This window comes from Marinobacterium sp. MBR-109, from assembly GCF_040547565.1.
Taxonomy (GTDB): Bacteria; Pseudomonadota; Gammaproteobacteria; order Pseudomonadales; family Balneatricaceae; genus Marinobacterium.
Genome location: NZ_JBEPPZ010000002.1, coordinates 294,807 through 309,986, shown reverse-complemented (window position 1 = coordinate 309,986; position 15,180 = coordinate 294,807). Strand labels below are relative to the sequence as shown.

At 56.6% G+C, this 15,180-nt stretch carries 18 protein-coding genes and 2 tRNA genes; 19 read left to right on the top strand and 1 reads right to left on the bottom strand.

The genetic code is table 11. The features are described 5' to 3' along the window. Nucleotides 1-20 precede the first annotated feature (20 nt). From ABIE60_RS04555 to nadA, 18 genes are all read left to right on the top strand, one after another. Nucleotides 21-467, top strand: coding sequence for an HIT family protein (locus ABIE60_RS04555; protein WP_354468103.1), 447 nt, complete (start codon nucleotides 21-23; stop codon nucleotides 465-467). A 109-nt stretch (nucleotides 468-576) separates the two neighbouring features. Beyond that, nucleotides 577-2,340 (top strand): aspartate--tRNA ligase, encoded by a 1,764-nt coding sequence (gene aspS / locus ABIE60_RS04550; protein WP_354468102.1) that lies wholly within the window; start codon nucleotides 577-579, stop codon nucleotides 2,338-2,340. Between the two features lie 67 nt (nucleotides 2,341-2,407). Continuing rightward, nucleotides 2,408-3,145: a YebC/PmpR family DNA-binding transcriptional regulator gene (locus tag ABIE60_RS04545; protein ID WP_354468101.1), complete on the top strand. Its 738-nt coding sequence runs from the start codon at nucleotides 2,408-2,410 to the stop codon at nucleotides 3,143-3,145. A 129-nt stretch (nucleotides 3,146-3,274) separates the two neighbouring features. Next, entirely contained in the window at nucleotides 3,275-3,787 is a 513-nt protein-coding gene (ruvC, locus tag ABIE60_RS04540; RefSeq protein WP_354468099.1) for a crossover junction endodeoxyribonuclease RuvC, read from the top strand. 23 nt (nucleotides 3,788-3,810) lie between these two features. Continuing rightward, entirely contained in the window at nucleotides 3,811-4,440 is a 630-nt protein-coding gene (gene ruvA / locus ABIE60_RS04535) for a Holliday junction branch migration protein RuvA (RefSeq protein WP_354468097.1), read from the top strand. 10 nt (nucleotides 4,441-4,450) lie between these two features. Next, a complete protein-coding gene (ruvB, locus tag ABIE60_RS04530) occupies nucleotides 4,451-5,458 on the top strand; it encodes a Holliday junction branch migration DNA helicase RuvB (protein ID WP_354468095.1) in 1,008 nt (335 codons plus the stop codon). Between the two features lie 114 nt (nucleotides 5,459-5,572). Then, nucleotides 5,573-5,929 carry a TraR/DksA family transcriptional regulator gene (locus tag ABIE60_RS04525; RefSeq protein ID WP_354468093.1) on the top strand — a complete coding sequence of 119 codons (357 nt, stop codon included), beginning with the start codon at nucleotides 5,573-5,575 and terminating at the stop codon, nucleotides 5,927-5,929. 73 nt (nucleotides 5,930-6,002) lie between these two features. Continuing rightward, nucleotides 6,003-6,434: a tol-pal system-associated acyl-CoA thioesterase gene (ybgC, locus tag ABIE60_RS04520; RefSeq protein WP_354468092.1), complete on the top strand. Its 432-nt coding sequence runs from the start codon at nucleotides 6,003-6,005 to the stop codon at nucleotides 6,432-6,434. Next, nucleotides 6,434-7,111, top strand: coding sequence for a protein TolQ (tolQ, locus tag ABIE60_RS04515; RefSeq protein WP_354468090.1), 678 nt, complete (start codon nucleotides 6,434-6,436; stop codon nucleotides 7,109-7,111). Before ybgC ends, tolQ begins: the two co-directional genes overlap by 1 nt. 10 nt (nucleotides 7,112-7,121) lie before the next feature. Continuing rightward, nucleotides 7,122-7,538 (top strand): protein TolR, encoded by a 417-nt coding sequence (tolR, locus tag ABIE60_RS04510; RefSeq protein WP_354468088.1) that lies wholly within the window; start codon nucleotides 7,122-7,124, stop codon nucleotides 7,536-7,538. A gap of 10 nt (nucleotides 7,539-7,548) precedes the next feature. Continuing rightward, nucleotides 7,549-8,448 carry a cell envelope integrity protein TolA gene (tolA, locus tag ABIE60_RS04505; protein ID WP_354468086.1) on the top strand — a complete coding sequence of 300 codons (900 nt, stop codon included), beginning with the start codon at nucleotides 7,549-7,551 and terminating at the stop codon, nucleotides 8,446-8,448. After that, nucleotides 8,442-9,749: a Tol-Pal system beta propeller repeat protein TolB gene (gene tolB, locus ABIE60_RS04500; RefSeq protein ID WP_502914940.1), complete on the top strand. Its 1,308-nt coding sequence runs from the start codon at nucleotides 8,442-8,444 to the stop codon at nucleotides 9,747-9,749. The genes tolA and tolB overlap by 7 nt, the downstream gene beginning before the upstream one ends. Before the next feature lie 69 nt (nucleotides 9,750-9,818). Further along, on the top strand, nucleotides 9,819-10,349 hold the full coding sequence (pal, locus tag ABIE60_RS04495) for a peptidoglycan-associated lipoprotein Pal (RefSeq protein WP_354468084.1): 531 nt from the start codon (nucleotides 9,819-9,821) through the stop codon (nucleotides 10,347-10,349). After that, nucleotides 10,349-11,164, top strand: a complete 816-nt coding sequence (gene ybgF / locus ABIE60_RS04490; RefSeq protein WP_354468083.1) for a tol-pal system protein YbgF — start codon at nucleotides 10,349-10,351, stop codon at nucleotides 11,162-11,164. Before pal ends, ybgF begins: the two co-directional genes overlap by 1 nt. 14 nt (nucleotides 11,165-11,178) lie before the next feature. Next, entirely contained in the window at nucleotides 11,179-11,859 is a 681-nt protein-coding gene (gene queC, locus ABIE60_RS04485; protein ID WP_354468081.1) for a 7-cyano-7-deazaguanine synthase QueC, read from the top strand. A gap of 63 nt (nucleotides 11,860-11,922) precedes the next feature. Then, nucleotides 11,923-11,998: transfer RNA gene (locus ABIE60_RS04480), tRNA-Lys, on the top strand. Nucleotides 11,999-12,035: 37 nt separating this feature from the next. Continuing rightward, nucleotides 12,036-12,111: transfer RNA gene (locus ABIE60_RS04475), tRNA-Lys, on the top strand. Nucleotides 12,112-12,283: 172 nt separating this feature from the next. Continuing rightward, a complete protein-coding gene (gene nadA / locus ABIE60_RS04470) occupies nucleotides 12,284-13,327 on the top strand; it encodes a quinolinate synthase NadA (RefSeq protein WP_354468079.1) in 1,044 nt (347 codons plus the stop codon). Nucleotides 13,328-13,389: 62 nt separating this feature from the next. On the opposite strand, the gene ABIE60_RS04465 is transcribed toward nadA, so the two are convergent. Next, complete coding sequence (locus ABIE60_RS04465; RefSeq protein WP_354468077.1) at nucleotides 13,390-14,838, bottom strand: M48 family metalloprotease; 1,449 nt, start codon at nucleotides 14,836-14,838, stop codon at nucleotides 13,390-13,392. A gap of 88 nt (nucleotides 14,839-14,926) precedes the next feature. On the opposite strand from ABIE60_RS04465, the gene ABIE60_RS04460 reads away from it, so the two are divergent. Then, the gene (locus ABIE60_RS04460) at nucleotides 14,927-15,172 is read left to right on the top strand and encodes a sulfurtransferase TusA family protein (protein ID WP_354468075.1); all 246 of its coding nucleotides are present in this window, start codon (nucleotides 14,927-14,929) and stop codon (nucleotides 15,170-15,172) included. The last annotated feature ends 8 nt before the right edge of the window (nucleotides 15,173-15,180 follow it).

Sequence of the window (15,180 nt, the reverse complement as noted above, 5' to 3'; positions counted from 1 at the left end):
ACGATTCAAGGAGCAGGGCAATGGATGAACTGGAGCTGGAGTTTGAACTTGACCCCCGTCTGATCACCGATACGGTCGCCATTGGTGATTTCCCCCTCTGTCGCCTGCTGCTGATGAATGACAGCCAATACCCCTGGTTCATTCTGGTACCCCGAAGGGCTGGTGTCACTGAACTGTACCATTTGCCAGCCAGTGAGCAGCAACAGCTGATGCATGAGGCCAGTAACCTTGCGGAAACGCTGGCGGATCTGTTTCAGGCGCGCAAGATGAATATCGCCTGTCTGGGCAATATGGTGCCACAGCTGCACATGCACGTTATCGTGCGCAAGGAGAATGATCCGGCCTGGCCTGGCCCTGTGTGGGGCAAGGTGCCCTCTGTCGCTTATACGCAGGAGCAGCTTGATCGGGTTCGCGGCAAGTTGGAGGCGTTGCTTGAAGGAGAAATGGCGTTCGAGCCTCATAACTGAGCCTTTCCCGGTGTTATCCCTGTCGCCGGGCCTGTCAGGCCCGGCCAAATCGGTTATAATTCCCGCCTTTCATTTTCCTTGATGCACCCGGATACAGGAACAGGACAGTATGCGTAGCCATTATTGCGGCGATCTCAGATCAGAACATATCGGTGAAGATGTCACACTCTGCGGCTGGGTACACCGTCGCCGTGACCATGGCGGAGTGATCTTTCTTGACCTTCGCGACCGTGAGGGCATCACTCAGGTGGTGTTCGACCCGGATCGTGAAGAAAGCTTCAATCTGGCTGACAGCGTGCGTAATGAATACGTGGTTGAAGTGCGAGGCACCGTGCGTGCACGCCCTGAGGGCACCACCAACAAGGAGATGGGCACCGGCGAGATCGAAGTGCTGGGCAAGGAACTGGTCATTCTGAACAAGTCCGAAACTCCGCCGTTCCAGCTGGACGAGCATCAACAGGTAGGTGAGGATGTGCGTCTGCGTCACCGTTACATCGACCTGCGTCGTCCGGAGATCCAGCGCAAACTGCGTTTTCGTTCCAAAATCACCCACAATATCCGCAACTATCTGGAAGAGAACGGCTTCCTCGATATCGAGACGCCGATTCTGACCCGCGCAACACCTGAAGGTGCGCGTGACTACCTGGTACCAAGTCGTACACATGAAGGCAGTTTTTTCGCTCTGCCGCAGTCGCCGCAGCTGTTCAAGCAGTTGCTGATGGTGTCCGGCTTCGACCGCTACTATCAGATCGCCAAGTGCTTCCGTGATGAAGACCTGCGCGCTGATCGCCAGCCCGAGTTCACCCAGATTGATATCGAGACCTCGTTCATGGACGAGGAAGGTGTTATGGGGTTGACCGAAGCGATGATCCGCGAGCTGTTCAATGAACTGCTGGGCGTTGACCTGGGCGAGTTCCCGCGCATGCCGTACTCCGAAGCGATGCACCGTTACGGCTCAGACAAGCCTGACCTGCGCATCCCACTGGAACTGGTTGATGTGGCCGATCTGCTGCAGGATATCGAATTCAAGGTGTTTGCCGGTCCCGCCAAGGATCCCAAAGGCCGCGTAGCGGCACTGAAAGTGCCGGGTGGTGCCGAGCTGACCCGCAAAATTATTGACGAGTACACCAGTTTTGTTGGTATCTACGGTGCCAAGGGTCTGGCCTGGATCAAGGTTAACGAGCTGGAGAAGGGCGCCGAAGGCCTGCAATCTCCGATCGTGAAATTCCTGGGTGAAGATGTGGCCATGAAGGTCATGGAGCGCCTGGAAGCCAAAAACGGCGACATCGTGTTCTTCGGTGCCGACAAGGCGACGGTTGTCAACGAAGCCCTGGGTGCGCTGCGCATCAAGGTCGGCGAAGACATGAACCTGATCGAACGCGAGTGGGCGCCGCTGTGGGTGGTCGACTTTCCGATGTTCGAAGAGAACAGCGATGGTTCCCTGACCGCGCTGCATCACCCGTTCACCTCACCGAGCTGCACCCCGGAAGAGCTGATCGCCGAGCCCGAAGGCAAGCTCTCCCGTGCCTATGACATGGTGCTGAACGGCACCGAGCTGGGTGGCGGTTCCATCCGTATCCATGATCAGACCATGCAGAAGGCCGTATTCAAGGTGCTGGGCATCTCCGATGAGGAAGCGGACGAGAAATTCGGCTTCCTGCTGAATGCGCTCAAGCACGGTGCGCCACCCCACGGTGGTCTGGCGTTTGGTCTGGACCGTCTGGTCATGCTGATGACCGGCTCCACTTCCATTCGTGAAGTCATTGCCTTCCCGAAAACCCAGAGTGCCGCCTGTCTGCTGACCGATGCACCGGGTGAAGTGAGTGCCGCTCAGCTGCGCGAACTGAACATCAAGCTGCGCAAGACTCCCTGATTGCGCACCCGGGGCGACCATCAGTGTCGCCCCATTTGTTTACACGACCGATATTTGAGGATGTTGTATGGCAGGTCATTCCAAGTGGGCTAACATCAAGCACCGCAAGGCGGCTCAGGACGCCAAACGGGGCAAGATCTTCACCAAGCTGATTCGTGAACTGACGGTTGCCGCCAAAGAAGGTGGTGGTACTCCCGAAGACAACCCGCGCCTGCGTGCGGCGATGGATAAGGCGCTGGGCGCCAACATGAAAAAGGACACCATCGAAAAAGCGATTCAGCGTGGCGCAGGCGGTGGTGAGGGTGACAACTACGATGAGCTGACCTATGAAGGTTATGGTCCTAACGGTGTTGCCATTCTGGTTGAGTGCATGACCGATAATGTCAACCGTACCGTGTCTCAGGTACGTGCGGCCTTCAACAAGGCTGGCGGCAACCTGGGTACCAACGGCTCGGTTGCCTATCTGTTCGAGAAGAAGGGTCAGATCAGCTTCGGTGACGGCGCTGATGAGGACGCGATCATGGAAGCGGCACTGGAAGCCGGTGCCGATGACGTTGTCACCAACGAAGATGGCTCTATCGATGTGTTTGCGCCCTGGCAGGAGTTCATGGACGTGAAACAGTCGCTGGTAGATGCCGGATTTGAACCGGTTTACGCCGAGGTTGGCATGATTCCGTCCACTACGGTTGAGCTGGATGTGGAAAGCGGTCAGAAAGCGCTGAAGCTGATCGACGCGCTGGAGGATCTCGATGATACCCAGAACGTGTATCACAATGCCGAAATTCCCGAAGAAGCGATGGAATAAACGGGCTGTATGACAGCTGGCAGAAACCGGGGGCAACCCCGGTTTTTTTTGAGCAAAATACGTTGTTATAGTGTATAAATATACAGACTTAGCTCGCTTGAAGCTTTCCTGGAGAATCGAGACAGGTCCATGCTGATATTGGGAATCGATCCCGGTTCAAGAATTACCGGCTACGGTGTTATCCGTGTGGCGGGTTCTCGGAGTGAATACGTTGCCAGTGGGTGTATCCGCATCAGCGGTGATATCCTTGCTGATCGACTGCAGCAGGTATATGCCGGTGTTACCGAAGTCATTGAGCGCTACCAGCCGCAGGAGATGGCGATCGAGCAGGTGTTCATGTCACGTAATGCGGATTCTGCTCTCAAGCTGGGACAGGCCAGAGGGGTTGCGATCGTGGCCGGTGCCAATCGCCTGCTGCCGGTCTCCGAGTATGCGGCCCGCCGGGTCAAACAGTCGGTGGTGGGTAATGGTGGCGCCGACAAGGCGCAGGTGCAGCACATGGTGATGCACCTGCTCAAGTTGCCGGGGCTGCCTCAGGCCGATGCGGCAGATGCACTTGCGATTGCGCTCTGCCATGCACATACCTGTGCGGGTCAAATTCAGCAGGCGCGTGGCAAAACGGCCGGGCGCTGGCGTTACTGATTCATTATGGAGATGCAAAGCGCGTGATCGGACACCTAAGAGGTCGAATTCTGGAAAAGCAACCGCCTTGGATGCTGCTGGACGTTAACGGTGTAGGCTATGAAATCGAAGCCTCGATGAACACCTTTTACAAGTTGCCGGAAGTGGGAGCTGAGGTTTCGCTGCATACGCATTTTGTGGTGCGCGAAGACGCTCAGTTGTTGTACGGTTTTGCCGATCAGCAGGAAAAACTCCTGTTTCGTTCGTTAATCAAGGTGAACGGTGTCGGTCCCAAGCTGGCGCTGTCGATCCTGTCCGGCATCAGTGCCGGTGACTTTATCCGCAGTGTGCACAATGAAGACACCACGGCGCTGGTACGGGTGCCGGGAGTGGGCAAGAAAACCGCTGAGCGCTTGATTGTGGAGATGAAGGATCGCCTTAATCAGCTGCAGCTGCCCACCTTGACCGAACTCGAGCTCAGTAGCGGCAACCATTCCGAAATTGTGATGCCCGCCGTGACTGATCACCGTGGGGAAGCCGAGAGTGCATTGATTGCATTGGGCTACAAGCCGCAGCAGGCCACGCGCGCAATCGAACAGGCAGCGCAAGCTCTGGGTGATGACGCCGTCACCGAAGCGCTGATCCGTCATGCTCTGCGCACGATGGTAGGTTGAGGTACTTGCTATGAGAATCGAAGCGGATCGTTTTATTACGCCCATGGCGGCGCCTGCCGAAGAGGTTCAGGATCGTGCCATTCGTCCCAAGCTGCTCAAGGACTATGAGGGGCAGCCAGTGGTGCGCGAGCAGATGGAGATCTTCATCCATGCAGCGCGCAATCGCAATGAAGCGCTGGACCACACGCTGATTTTTGGCCCTCCCGGTCTGGGCAAGACCACGCTGGCCAATATCATCGCCCATGAAATGGGCGCACAGATTCGCACTACCTCCGGCCCGGTGCTTGAAAAGGCCGGTGATCTGGCTGCACTGCTGACCAATCTGGAAGCCGGTGACGTGCTGTTTATTGATGAGATCCACCGCCTCAGTCCCAACGTGGAAGAGGTGCTCTATCCGGCGATGGAAGACTACCAGCTGGATATCATGATCGGAGAAGGGCCGGCGGCACGCTCCATCAAGCTGGATCTGCCGCCTTTTACGCTGGTGGGAGCCACCACCCGGGCGGGTCTGCTCACTTCGCCTTTGCGTGACCGTTTTGGGATCGTACAGCGGCTCGAGTACTACTCGATTCAGGATCTGACCGGTATCGTGATGCGCTCAGGGCAGCTGTCGGGCACGCATATCGATGAAGAGGGGGCTCGCGAGGTGGCAAGGCGCTCACGCGGCACGCCGCGTATCGCCAACCGATTGCTGCGCCGTGCACGCGATTTTGCCGAGGTGAAGGGCGATGGACGCATTACCAAGGAGATTGCTGACCTGGCATTGAACATGCTCAATGTGGATGAGCGTGGGTTCGATCATATGGATCGACGCCTGCTGCTGGCGATGATCGAGAAGTTCGGTGGCGGACCCGTGGGCATCGACAGTCTTGCGGCCGCAATCAGTGAAGAGCGCGATACCATTGAAGATGTGCTGGAGCCCTACCTGATCCAGCAGGGGTTCATGATGCGCACCCCTCGAGGGCGGGTAGTCACCGACCACGCCTATGTCCACTTCGGGATTGAAAGGCCTGACTGATATCAATAGTTGAATGATGTTTTTCCGCTCAGGTGCAGCTCACTGATAAAGATCAACTCGGTCTCCGGAAGAGCCGTCTAGGATGATGACAGTCCAATAGCGGAGTTCATCACCATGTCGGCCGTACTGAATCATCATGAGCTGGAAGGCTTCTCCGAAGAGCTGCACGAACTGCTCACCTCTGTGCAGGAGGAAGTGCGTGATGAGTTGCATGACATTGAGCATGTACGCCAGCTTCTCAAGGCGACCCCTCCCGGGCAAACCGAAGAGCAGGCGGCGCTGGAGATCGCAAGTCGACTGGATCTCGAGCACCTTCGCCATCATCTTGACGTTATCGCCCGCTGCAATGAAGCGCTGGAGCGAATCAATCGAGGCCACTATGGGCGTTGCCGTCACTGCGGCGAAGCGATCGAACTGAACCGCCTGAGAGCTGATCCGCTCACGGATTGTTGCCTGAGTTGTCAGGAGTAGCAGGCCCCCTCTTGTATTAAAATCTGCGGCTGCTATTGTTGTGTGCCATCTGTAACCTGATCAGGTCGACGGCATGCCGTTTCAGTGGCCCCTACGTGTCTATATCGAAGATACCGACCTGGGTGGTATCGTTTATTACGTCAATTACCTCAAGTTCATGGAACGCGCTCGTACCGAACTGCTGCGGCAGTGTGGTCGTTCTCAGCAGGAGTTAATGGCGGACGATATCATCTTTGTTGTCACCCGTACTGATTGCCGTTATTTGAGCCCTGCACGCCTGGATGATGAACTTCTGGTCGAAGTGAGCATCGAACAGGCGAGCGGGGTGAGGGTGTCTTTCCAACAGCGTATTATCCGCCAGTCGGATGAGCGTCTGTTATGTGAGGCAGACGTGGACGTTGCCTGTGTGCGTGCTTCAGACATGAGGCCTGTGCGATGGCCTTATAACCTGTTCGAATCTATGAAAACTGTCACCAAGTCACTGCCTGCTGCCGAGGAGAAATGATGGAAGGCAAACTGCCAATGTGGAGTCTCGTTGCCAATGCGAGCCTGACTGTTCAATTTATTATGGTGTTGCTGTTTCTGGCTTCCTTTGTATCCTGGGTCATGATTTTTCAGCGCCACCAGGTGCTGCGTAAGGCGCGGCGATCCATGCGCGAGTTCGAGGATCGCTTTTGGTCAGGTGTTGATCTGGCCCAGCTGTTTCGTGACATCAATCAGTCACCGAATACGATCTGCGGCGCAGAAAACATATTTCGTGCTGGCCTGCAGGAGTTTACCCGTCTGACGCAAAAGGCGAATCGCGAGCCGGATGTTGTTATGAATGGCGTGCAGCGAGCCATGCGTGTAGCCATGGCGCGAGAGGAAGAAAAACTGGAGCGTCACCTGCCTTTTCTGGCGACCGTTGGCTCAACAGCGCCCTATATGGGGTTGTTCGGTACCGTCTGGGGGGTAATGAATGCCTTCCGTGGACTCGCGACCGTGCAGCATGCAGCTATTTCGGTGGTCGCGCCCGGCATTGCAGAAGCCCTGATTACCACGGCGATCGGCCTGTTTGCGGCAATCCCGGCGGTGGTGGCCTATAACCGTTTCTCGTCTCAGGCCGAGTCTCTGCTGAGCAACTATGAAACCTTTGCCGATGAGTTTTCCAGCATTCTCTACCGGCGTGTGCACTCCGTCTGAGGTCTGATCTATGGATTGGCGTCCACGCAAACAACGCAAGATCAACGCTGAAATCAATGTTGTCCCCTATATTGAGGTGATGACCGTACTACTGGTTATTTTCATGCTGACTTCGCCGATGTTGACCCAGGGTGTGGATGTGAATCTGCCTCAAGCGGGGGCGGAGCCAGTGGAAACGGAAGACGAAGAGCCTCTGGTGTTGACGGTTGACCGTGAGGGGCAGTACTACATCAATGTAGGAGGGGACGATCGGGTACCCATCAGTCGTGAAGAGGTGGCCAGTCGGGTCGGCAAGGTGCTTGCCAGTGCGCCGCAGAAGCTGCTTCTGGTCAGAGGGGATCGTGATGTTAATTACGATCAAGTGATCCAGTTGATGGTGCTGCTGCAACAGGTTGGGGCTACCAGCGTAGGCCTGGTAACGGAATAGAATAGTGGAGATGCGAAGCTATATTCTGCCGTCCATATTGGCCTTGATTGTCCACGCGGTCGCTTTTTCGCTTATTGCCATGAACTGGGATCGTCCTGCAGAGCCGGTGCGTTCAGCTCCCCGTCATATCCAGGCGGAGATGATAGACCTCAAGGCGCTGGCGCAGCAGCAGGCGGCGCAGGAGCAGATTGCTCGCCAGCAGGCTGAGCAACAGCGCAAGGCTGAAGAGGCCCGCAAGCGCAGTGAGCGCGAGGCTGTTGAGCAGCGTCAGCAGGAACTGGCGCGAAAGCAGGCAGAAGCGGATGCGCGCAAGCGTGAGCAGCAGCAGGCCGAGCAGAAGCGACAGCAAGAGCAGGCACAACAGAAAGCTGCCGAACAGAAGCGCCAGGCTGATCTGGCCGCGCGCAAGAAGGCTGAAGCGGAGGCGGCCAGGCGCAAGGCTCAGGAGCAGGCCAAACGGGAGGCTGAAGCAGCCAAGCGCAAGGCAGAAGCAACAGCCAGGGCTGAAGCTGAGCGCCGCAAGCAGCAGCAACAGGCGGAAGCGGAGCTGCAACGCAAGATGGCGGCAGAGCGTGCGGAGGCTCAGGCCCGTGCTGAGCAGGTTTCTCAGGCGGTGATTGGGGACATACAATCCTATATTCAGGCCGTGCTGCAGGACAGCTGGCGTATTCCGTCAACGGCTCGTAACGGAATGGAAGCAGTTGTCGCGATACACTTTCTGCCCAGTGGCGAGGTGGATCAGGCCTACATCCATACCAGCAGTGGCAATGCTCAGTTCGATAGCTCTGCCGTGCAGGCTGTGCTGAGAGCGCGCAGTTTTCCAAGGGTAGCGGATGTTGATCCGCTGCTGTTTGAACGCCGATTGCGAAAACTTTTAGTCAAATTCAGGCCGGAGGGGCTGAGGTGGTAAGGATCAAGCAACTGTTTGCAGCGTTTACATTGCTGTTCGTCGCACAGCTGGCACAGGCTGAACTCATGGTCGAGGTGACTCAGGGGGTTGAGGCGCCGACCTCCATTGCCGTGGTGCCGTTTGGCAATAATACCGGCTCTGCTCTGGCTGAAGATGTGGCCCGCGTAGTCGGCCAGAACCTGGAACGCAGTGGCTTTTTCAGTTCCATGCCGCGTGACAACATGCTGAGTTTTCCGACCCGTCGTGATGATGTGTATTTCAGGGACTGGCGTGTTTCCAAAATGGATTATGTGGTGATCGGGCGCATCGACTCGGCGCAGGATGGTCAGCTTACCCTGCGTTTTGAATTGTATGATGTGCTGCGCGAGCAGCAGGTACTGGCTGAGCAGGTCAGTGCGACCCCCTCAAGCTTACGTGATGCCGCGCACTATATGGCAGACAGGGTTTTTGAGCAGCTGACGGGCCTGAAGGGCGCCTTTGCGACCAAAATAGTGTACGTCACGGCAGAGCAGCTTGGCGACAACAAGCAGCGCTATCGCCTGCAGTTGGCAGACTGGGATGGTGCCCGGGCGCAGACCATTCTGGAATCTTCGCAGCCCATCATGTCGCCCGCGTGGTCAATGGATGGCAGCAAGCTGGCGTATGTATCCTTTGAAACCGGTCGTCCTGCCATTTATGTGCAATACCTTGCAACCGGCAAGCGTGAGCGCATTCAGTCCTTTCCGGGCCTTAACGGTGCACCTGCCTGGTCACCGGACGGCAACCGGCTGGCATTGGTCCTGTCGCGAGACGGTAATCCCGAGATCTACCTGCTGGACCTGCGCAGTCGTCAGCTGCAACGGCTGACTCAGCATTACGGTATTGATACCGAACCGGCATGGTCGCCGGATGGGCGTTCATTGATTTTTACCTCTGACCGGGGCGGCCAGCCACAGATTTACCGCCTGGGACTTGAGGATCGCAAACTGGAGCGTCTTACCTTTGACGGTAACTACAATGCCAGGGGACGCCTGACTCAGGATGGGCGATTCCTGACCATGGTTCATCGCAGCGGCGGTGGCGGAAATGGTTTTGATATTGCGGTACAGGATTTGAAGTCGGGGCGGCTGGATATACTCACTCGCTCCGGCATGGCCGAGTCACCCAGCATAGCGCCAAACGGCAGTGTGGTTATTTATGCCACACAGGAAGGAACGCGCGGTGTGCTGGCGGCCGCATCACTGGACGGTCGGGTTCAATTCAGAATGCCGGTTGACAGGGGTGATGTACGAGAACCTGCCTGGTCACCCTACTTGCAGTAGGGTGGCGTGGCAGTAAATTGCAACACAATGGCAATACACTCATTTAAACAGTCAAATCGAGGATTTATCATGCGGGTAGTCAATCTGAGCAAAGCGGTTGCCCTGACGGCGGCCATGGTATGGGCTGCAGGTTGCAGCACCACCAGCACTACAACTGACGCAGGCGGCGCGGCAGGTAGTGATACTTCGGCTTCCGGTGCCAGTACTTACGGTACTTCAGGTAGCCGTGTCAGCGGTGCCATTGTGACAGCAGAGGACCTGAAGCAACTGCGTACCGTATTCTACTTCGACTTCGACCAGGCTGTAGTACGCCAGGAAGGGTTCTCCGATCTTGAAGCGCATGCTCGCTACCTGTCCCAGAACCCTTCGGCATCCGTTCGTCTGGAAGGTCATGCTGATGAGCGTGGTACCCGTGAATACAACATGGCACTGGGCGAACGCCGCGCCAAAGCCGTTGAGCGGCTGCTGGTCGTAAATGGTGCAGGTAATTCACAGGTGGAAAGCATCAGCTTCGGCGAAGAAAAGCCGGCGGTTGTTGGTCACTCGGCCGATGCCTGGAGCAAGAACCGCCGTGTTGAACTGATTTACCAGAGTAAGTGATGAAAAGTGCCGCAACAGCCAAGGCTACCGTCCTGCTGGTGCTGGCGTCATCCTGGTCGTATGCGGCCCCGGTGCCGGTGATCGAGATCACCGAGACGCCGGTGGCTTCACGAACGGGAGGCACGCAGTCGTTGCAGGTGCAGAGTACGGGCGGTGTTTCGGTTCAGAATGAGTTGTTGTTCAGTCTGCAGCAGCTTCAGGATGAAGTCAGAATGCTGCGCGGGGCATTGGAAGAGCAGCAGCACAAGCTCGAGCGGCTTGAGCAGCAACAGCGCGAGCGTTATCGGGATATGGATCGTCGTATCAGCCTGCTGATGTCAGCCATGCCTGATGATGCCCTGCTCACTGCTCAAACTGCTTTGGAGCAGTCGCAACCGACGGTGAAAGTGCCGGATGCGGCTGAGAATGCTGCCACGGATACCTCTGCAGAACGCCCTGCTGCAAGTGATACTGCCGCTTACGACAAGGCCTACAGCCATGTGCGTCAGCGTGAGTTTGATCAGGCAGAAAAGGCGTTTGAGCTGTTTCTGAACGATTATCAGAACAGTGCGCTTGTACCCAACGCCTGGTACTGGCTTGGCGAGGTAAAGCTTGCTCAGGGCAAGGTGGAAGCGGCAGGCAGCGCCTTCAACCAGGTGATTACGGGTTATCCGGTTCACGCCAAGGCAGCTGATGCGCTCTACAAACTGGGTGTGCTTGCTGAGCGGGGCGGTGACGGCGCAACAGCCAAAAGCCTGATGCAGAGAGTGCAGAATGAGTACCCGCAATCCTCTGCGGCTGGTCTGGCCCGCAGCTTCCTGTCCAATCAACAGTGACTGGCTTTATCGAAATGAAACAAAGTGAAAAACGTGCGGTTGTGCTGCTTTCGGGTGGCCTTGACTCTGCGACCGCATTGGCAATTGCCCTTGAACAGGGCTACAGCTGCCATGTGCTCAGCTTTGACTACGGTCAGCGTTCAGTGACTGAGTTGAACGCGGCCCGGGCAATTGCAGCTCAGGCGGGTGTCAGCGAGCATCGGGTGTTGCGATTGCATCTGGAGGATTTTGGCGGCTCGGCACTCACCGATACCAGTATCGATGTGCCCGAGGATCAGGCTGAAGGCGTGCCGGTTACCTATGTGCCTGCACGCAATACGGTGTTTTTATCACTGGCGCTGGGATGGGCAGAAGTGCTGGACGCCGATGCCATATTCATCGGCGTCAATGCCGTTGATTATTCCGGGTATCCGGACTGTCGTCCCGAGTTTATTGAGGCGTTCGAGCGCATGGCGAATCTGGCAACCCGTCGAGGAATCAACGGTGAGCCCGTACATATCGAGACTCCCCTCATGCATCTGACCAAGGCCGATATAATTCGCCGTGGAACAGCGCTGGGTGTCGACTATGCGCTTACGGTTTCATGCTATCAGGCCGACACTGAAGGCCGTGCCTGTGGTCGTTGTGACAGCTGTCGCTTGCGTGCCAAGGGGTTCGAGGAAGCGGGCGTTGCCGATCCAACACGCTATGTTTGAATAAAATCTCGCCCAAGGGTTGCCTTTCACGCCTCGACAGGTAAAATGCGCAGCCCATCGGGAGGGTCGTTAGCTCAGTTGGTAGAGCAGTTGGCTTTTAACCAATTGGTCATAGGTTCGAGTCCTATACGACCCACCACCTCTTCTTTCCTGCATGCTTTTGGGCATCAGTGTCCGGGTCGTTAGCTCAGTTGGTAGAGCAGTTGGCTTTTAACCAATTGGTCATAGGTTCGAGTCCTATACGACCCACCATTTTCCCTGGCGGATACCTCTGTTTGTCTCAGTCGGGACACCAAACGCAAGGTTTTTTGTACCTGCCTGTTGTGTCGGTGCTTCACCTACTGCAGTGCAACTATGGTATAATCGCCGCCCCAAGATTTTGCCGTCCAAGGCATCCAACCAGCGTGATGATAAGAATCGGACTATGTTGAGTAAGCAGGACATCGAAGATCGCATTCTGGTGCAGGAGCATTTTGCTCAGGAGCACCTGCCGCAGCAGATGGGATCTGCCGAGATCGAGCAATACAAGAGCAGGATCCGTCAGCTTCTGAAGGAAAAGGATGCCTGCCTGGTGGCACATTACTATACCGATGACCTGATTCAGCAGCTAGCGGATGAAACCGGTGGCTGTGTCTCCGATTCTCTGGAGATGGCGCGCTTCGGTTCACGCCACCCGGCTTCAACCCTTATAGTGGCGGGTGTTCGTTTCATGGGCGAGACAGCGAAGATCCTGAATCCAGAAAAACGCATTCTGATGCCCACGCTTGAAGCAACCTGCTCGCTGGACATCGGGTGTCCTGCAGATGAATTCTCGGCGTTCTGCGACCAGTATCCCGATCATGAAGTGGTCGTTTATGCGAATACCTCGGCTGCCGTCAAGGCGCGTGCCGACTGGGTAGTGACGTCCAGCATTGCACTCAAGGTGGTCGAGCACCTGGCCGATCAGGGCAAAAAGATTATCTGGGCGCCGGACAAGCATCTGGGCGAATATGTGCGCAAGGAAACCGGTGCTGAGATGATTCTCTGGGATGGCAGCTGTATCGTCCATGAAGAGTTCAAGGCCAAGGGGATTCTGGATCTGAAAAAGGTCTATCCGGACGCAGCCGTGCTGGTTCATCCTGAATCACCCGACTCAGTGGTCCAGATCGCGGATGCCGTTGGCTCAACCAGCCAGTTGATCAAGGCGGCGCACGACCTGCCAAACGAGACTTTCATCGTTGCAACTGATCGAGGCATCTTTTACAAGATGCAACAGGCCGCTCCCGGCAAGCGCTTCCTTGAAGCACCCACAGGTGGCTCCGGCGCAACCTGCCGCAGCTGTGCTCACTGCCCCTGGATGGCGATGAACGGACTGGATAATATCGTTGCCGCTCTGGAACATGGCACCGATGAAATCCACGTTGATGCGGAACTCGCGCGCCGGGCGCTCAAGCCGCTGCAGCGGATGCTGGATTTTTCGGCCAGCTGATATCACGTGGCCGGGGGCGCTGCCTATCAAACGAGCAGTGCCTCCGGATCTCAAGTCTGCTTTTAAAACTGTTCCTTCATTTCCTGCCGCAGCGCTTTTGCTTCCTGTTCACGCTGCTCCAGTCTGGCCCTGTCTGACGCGGTCAGATCCTTTTCCCGTGCGGCGTACTCAAGCTGTTTCAGCGCCAGATCAAACTGTGCCGTCAGCAGGAAATACTCTATGCGTGCTTCATGTACGGCAAGAATGTTACCGGCAAGTCCCTCAGCTTCAGCCAGCTCGAACCAGATCAGCGTGTCGGTCGGATAGTCACGAGTGAGCTGTTTGTAGAGCCGTATGGCCTGCTGCAGCTGGCCTGTCTCACGCAACGAGCGTGCATGCAGTGTACGTACCGGGCGGCTGTCGGGGTAAAGTGCAATCAGTTCTCGAGAAATTTCCAGTGCGCTGGCTGGATCGGCAGCTGCCAGAAAACGCTCGACTCGGCCCTGCAGTAGCCATGGGTGTCTGCGTGCAGTGGCATCCAGAGAGTTCCAGATTTGATCGGCAAGGTTAAAGTCGGCAGCAGCAGTGGCGGCCAGCATCAGGCCATAACGATCGTGCAGCTGGTCAGATCTTTGAACGGCAGCCCGGAAGGTGGCAAGTGCCTTCTGCGGAGATTCGCTGTGATGAACCTGAAGCCGTGTACGAATCAGATTGAAGTCGGTGTTGTCGGCATGCGATCGCACGCCAGGCAGCTGGCTGGCACGGTTGAGGGAGTCGGCGATGCGTGACTCGGTCACCGGGTGTGTTAACAGAAATTCAGGCGGGCGCTGGCCATAGAAACGATAGTTGCGCTGCAGGCGTGAAAACATCTGTGGCATGGTGTGCGGGTCGATGCCGGCCTCGACCAATGTTTGCATGCCGACGCGATCCGCTTCTTGTTCGTTGCGACGACTGAAAGCCAGTTGCCCCTGGGCACTGGCCCCCATGGTGGAAGACAGCACAGCCATGCCACCCTGAGTGTCGGCTGCCGCTACCAGAATGCTGGCGAGCAGGCCTGCCAGCATCAGTGGACGGTTGCGTCTTTCTTCCTCAAGTCTTTGAGCATAATGGCGCTGACTCAGGTGGGCCAGCTCGTGTGCAATCACCGATGCCAGCTCGCCTTCATTTTCAGCGGCCAGCAGCAATCCGCTATGGATGCCAATGATGCCGCCCGGGACCGCAAAGGCGTTAAAGGTGGGGTTGTCGAGCAGAAACAGTTCGAGCCGGCGATCCTGTACCTGGCTTTTGGGCAGCAGACGCCAAAGCAGGTCTTCAAGGTACTGATAGCTGATCGGGTCATCCAGCAGCGGAGCCTGAGCGCGAAGAATGCGCGCCCAGTTGCGACCCAAGCGATATTCGGCATCCAGGCTGACGGCTGCGGAGCTGGCATCATTCAGCACCGGCAGGTCCGTGTTGGAGCTGCCTGCAGAGGGTAGCAGGGCGGTGGTAAAGCCGGTCGCTGTCACCAGCAGGGTTTGCATCAGTCTTCGCATCATTCTACCGCTGTCAGAATTATCTTGCCGAGCATTATGGTATATAGTGCTTGCCACTCAAGGCCAGTGATTTACGGGAGTTTTCTGCATGTCATCGCCGCCATTTGATCACGAACTGGATACCAGTGGTCTCAGTTGCCCCATGCCACTGCTGAAGGCCAAGCTCGCGTTGCACCAGCTTGAACCTGGGCAGGTCTTGAAAGTGATTGCCACCGATGCCGGATCACTGCGGGATTTTCCCGCCTACACTCGGGTTTCTGACCATGAGTTGCTGCAGACGTTCAGCGATGAGCAGCGTTATATCTATTGGATCCGGCGTGGGGCCAGCGCCTGAGGAGCATT

What these genes read in the sequence shown, in the direction of transcription:
- pal (WP_354468084.1), top strand. Translation starts at nt 9,819, where the DNA reads ATGCGGGTAGTCAATCTGAGCAAAGCGGTTGCCCTGACGGCGGCCATG.
- tolA (WP_354468086.1), top strand. Translation starts at nt 7,549, where the DNA reads ATGCGAAGCTATATTCTGCCGTCCATATTGGCCTTGATTGTCCACGCG.
- ABIE60_RS04555 (WP_354468103.1), top strand. Translation starts at nt 21, where the DNA reads ATGGATGAACTGGAGCTGGAGTTTGAACTTGACCCCCGTCTGATCACC.
- tolQ (WP_354468090.1), top strand. Translation starts at nt 6,434, where the DNA reads ATGGAAGGCAAACTGCCAATGTGGAGTCTCGTTGCCAATGCGAGCCTG.
- queC (WP_354468081.1), top strand. Translation starts at nt 11,179, where the DNA reads ATGAAACAAAGTGAAAAACGTGCGGTTGTGCTGCTTTCGGGTGGCCTT.
- ybgC (WP_354468092.1), top strand. Translation starts at nt 6,003, where the DNA reads ATGCCGTTTCAGTGGCCCCTACGTGTCTATATCGAAGATACCGACCTG.
- ABIE60_RS04460 (WP_354468075.1), top strand. Translation starts at nt 14,927, where the DNA reads ATGTCATCGCCGCCATTTGATCACGAACTGGATACCAGTGGTCTCAGT.
- aspS (WP_354468102.1), top strand. Translation starts at nt 577, where the DNA reads ATGCGTAGCCATTATTGCGGCGATCTCAGATCAGAACATATCGGTGAA.
- nadA (WP_354468079.1), top strand. Translation starts at nt 12,284, where the DNA reads ATGTTGAGTAAGCAGGACATCGAAGATCGCATTCTGGTGCAGGAGCAT.
- ybgF (WP_354468083.1), top strand. Translation starts at nt 10,349, where the DNA reads ATGAAAAGTGCCGCAACAGCCAAGGCTACCGTCCTGCTGGTGCTGGCG.
- ABIE60_RS04545 (WP_354468101.1), top strand. Translation starts at nt 2,408, where the DNA reads ATGGCAGGTCATTCCAAGTGGGCTAACATCAAGCACCGCAAGGCGGCT.
- ABIE60_RS04465 (WP_354468077.1), bottom strand. Translation starts at nt 14,838, where the DNA reads ATGCGAAGACTGATGCAAACCCTGCTGGTGACAGCGACCGGCTTTACC.
- ruvC (WP_354468099.1), top strand. Translation starts at nt 3,275, where the DNA reads ATGCTGATATTGGGAATCGATCCCGGTTCAAGAATTACCGGCTACGGT.
- tolR (WP_354468088.1), top strand. Translation starts at nt 7,122, where the DNA reads ATGGATTGGCGTCCACGCAAACAACGCAAGATCAACGCTGAAATCAAT.
- ruvB (WP_354468095.1), top strand. Translation starts at nt 4,451, where the DNA reads ATGAGAATCGAAGCGGATCGTTTTATTACGCCCATGGCGGCGCCTGCC.
- ABIE60_RS04525 (WP_354468093.1), top strand. Translation starts at nt 5,573, where the DNA reads ATGTCGGCCGTACTGAATCATCATGAGCTGGAAGGCTTCTCCGAAGAG.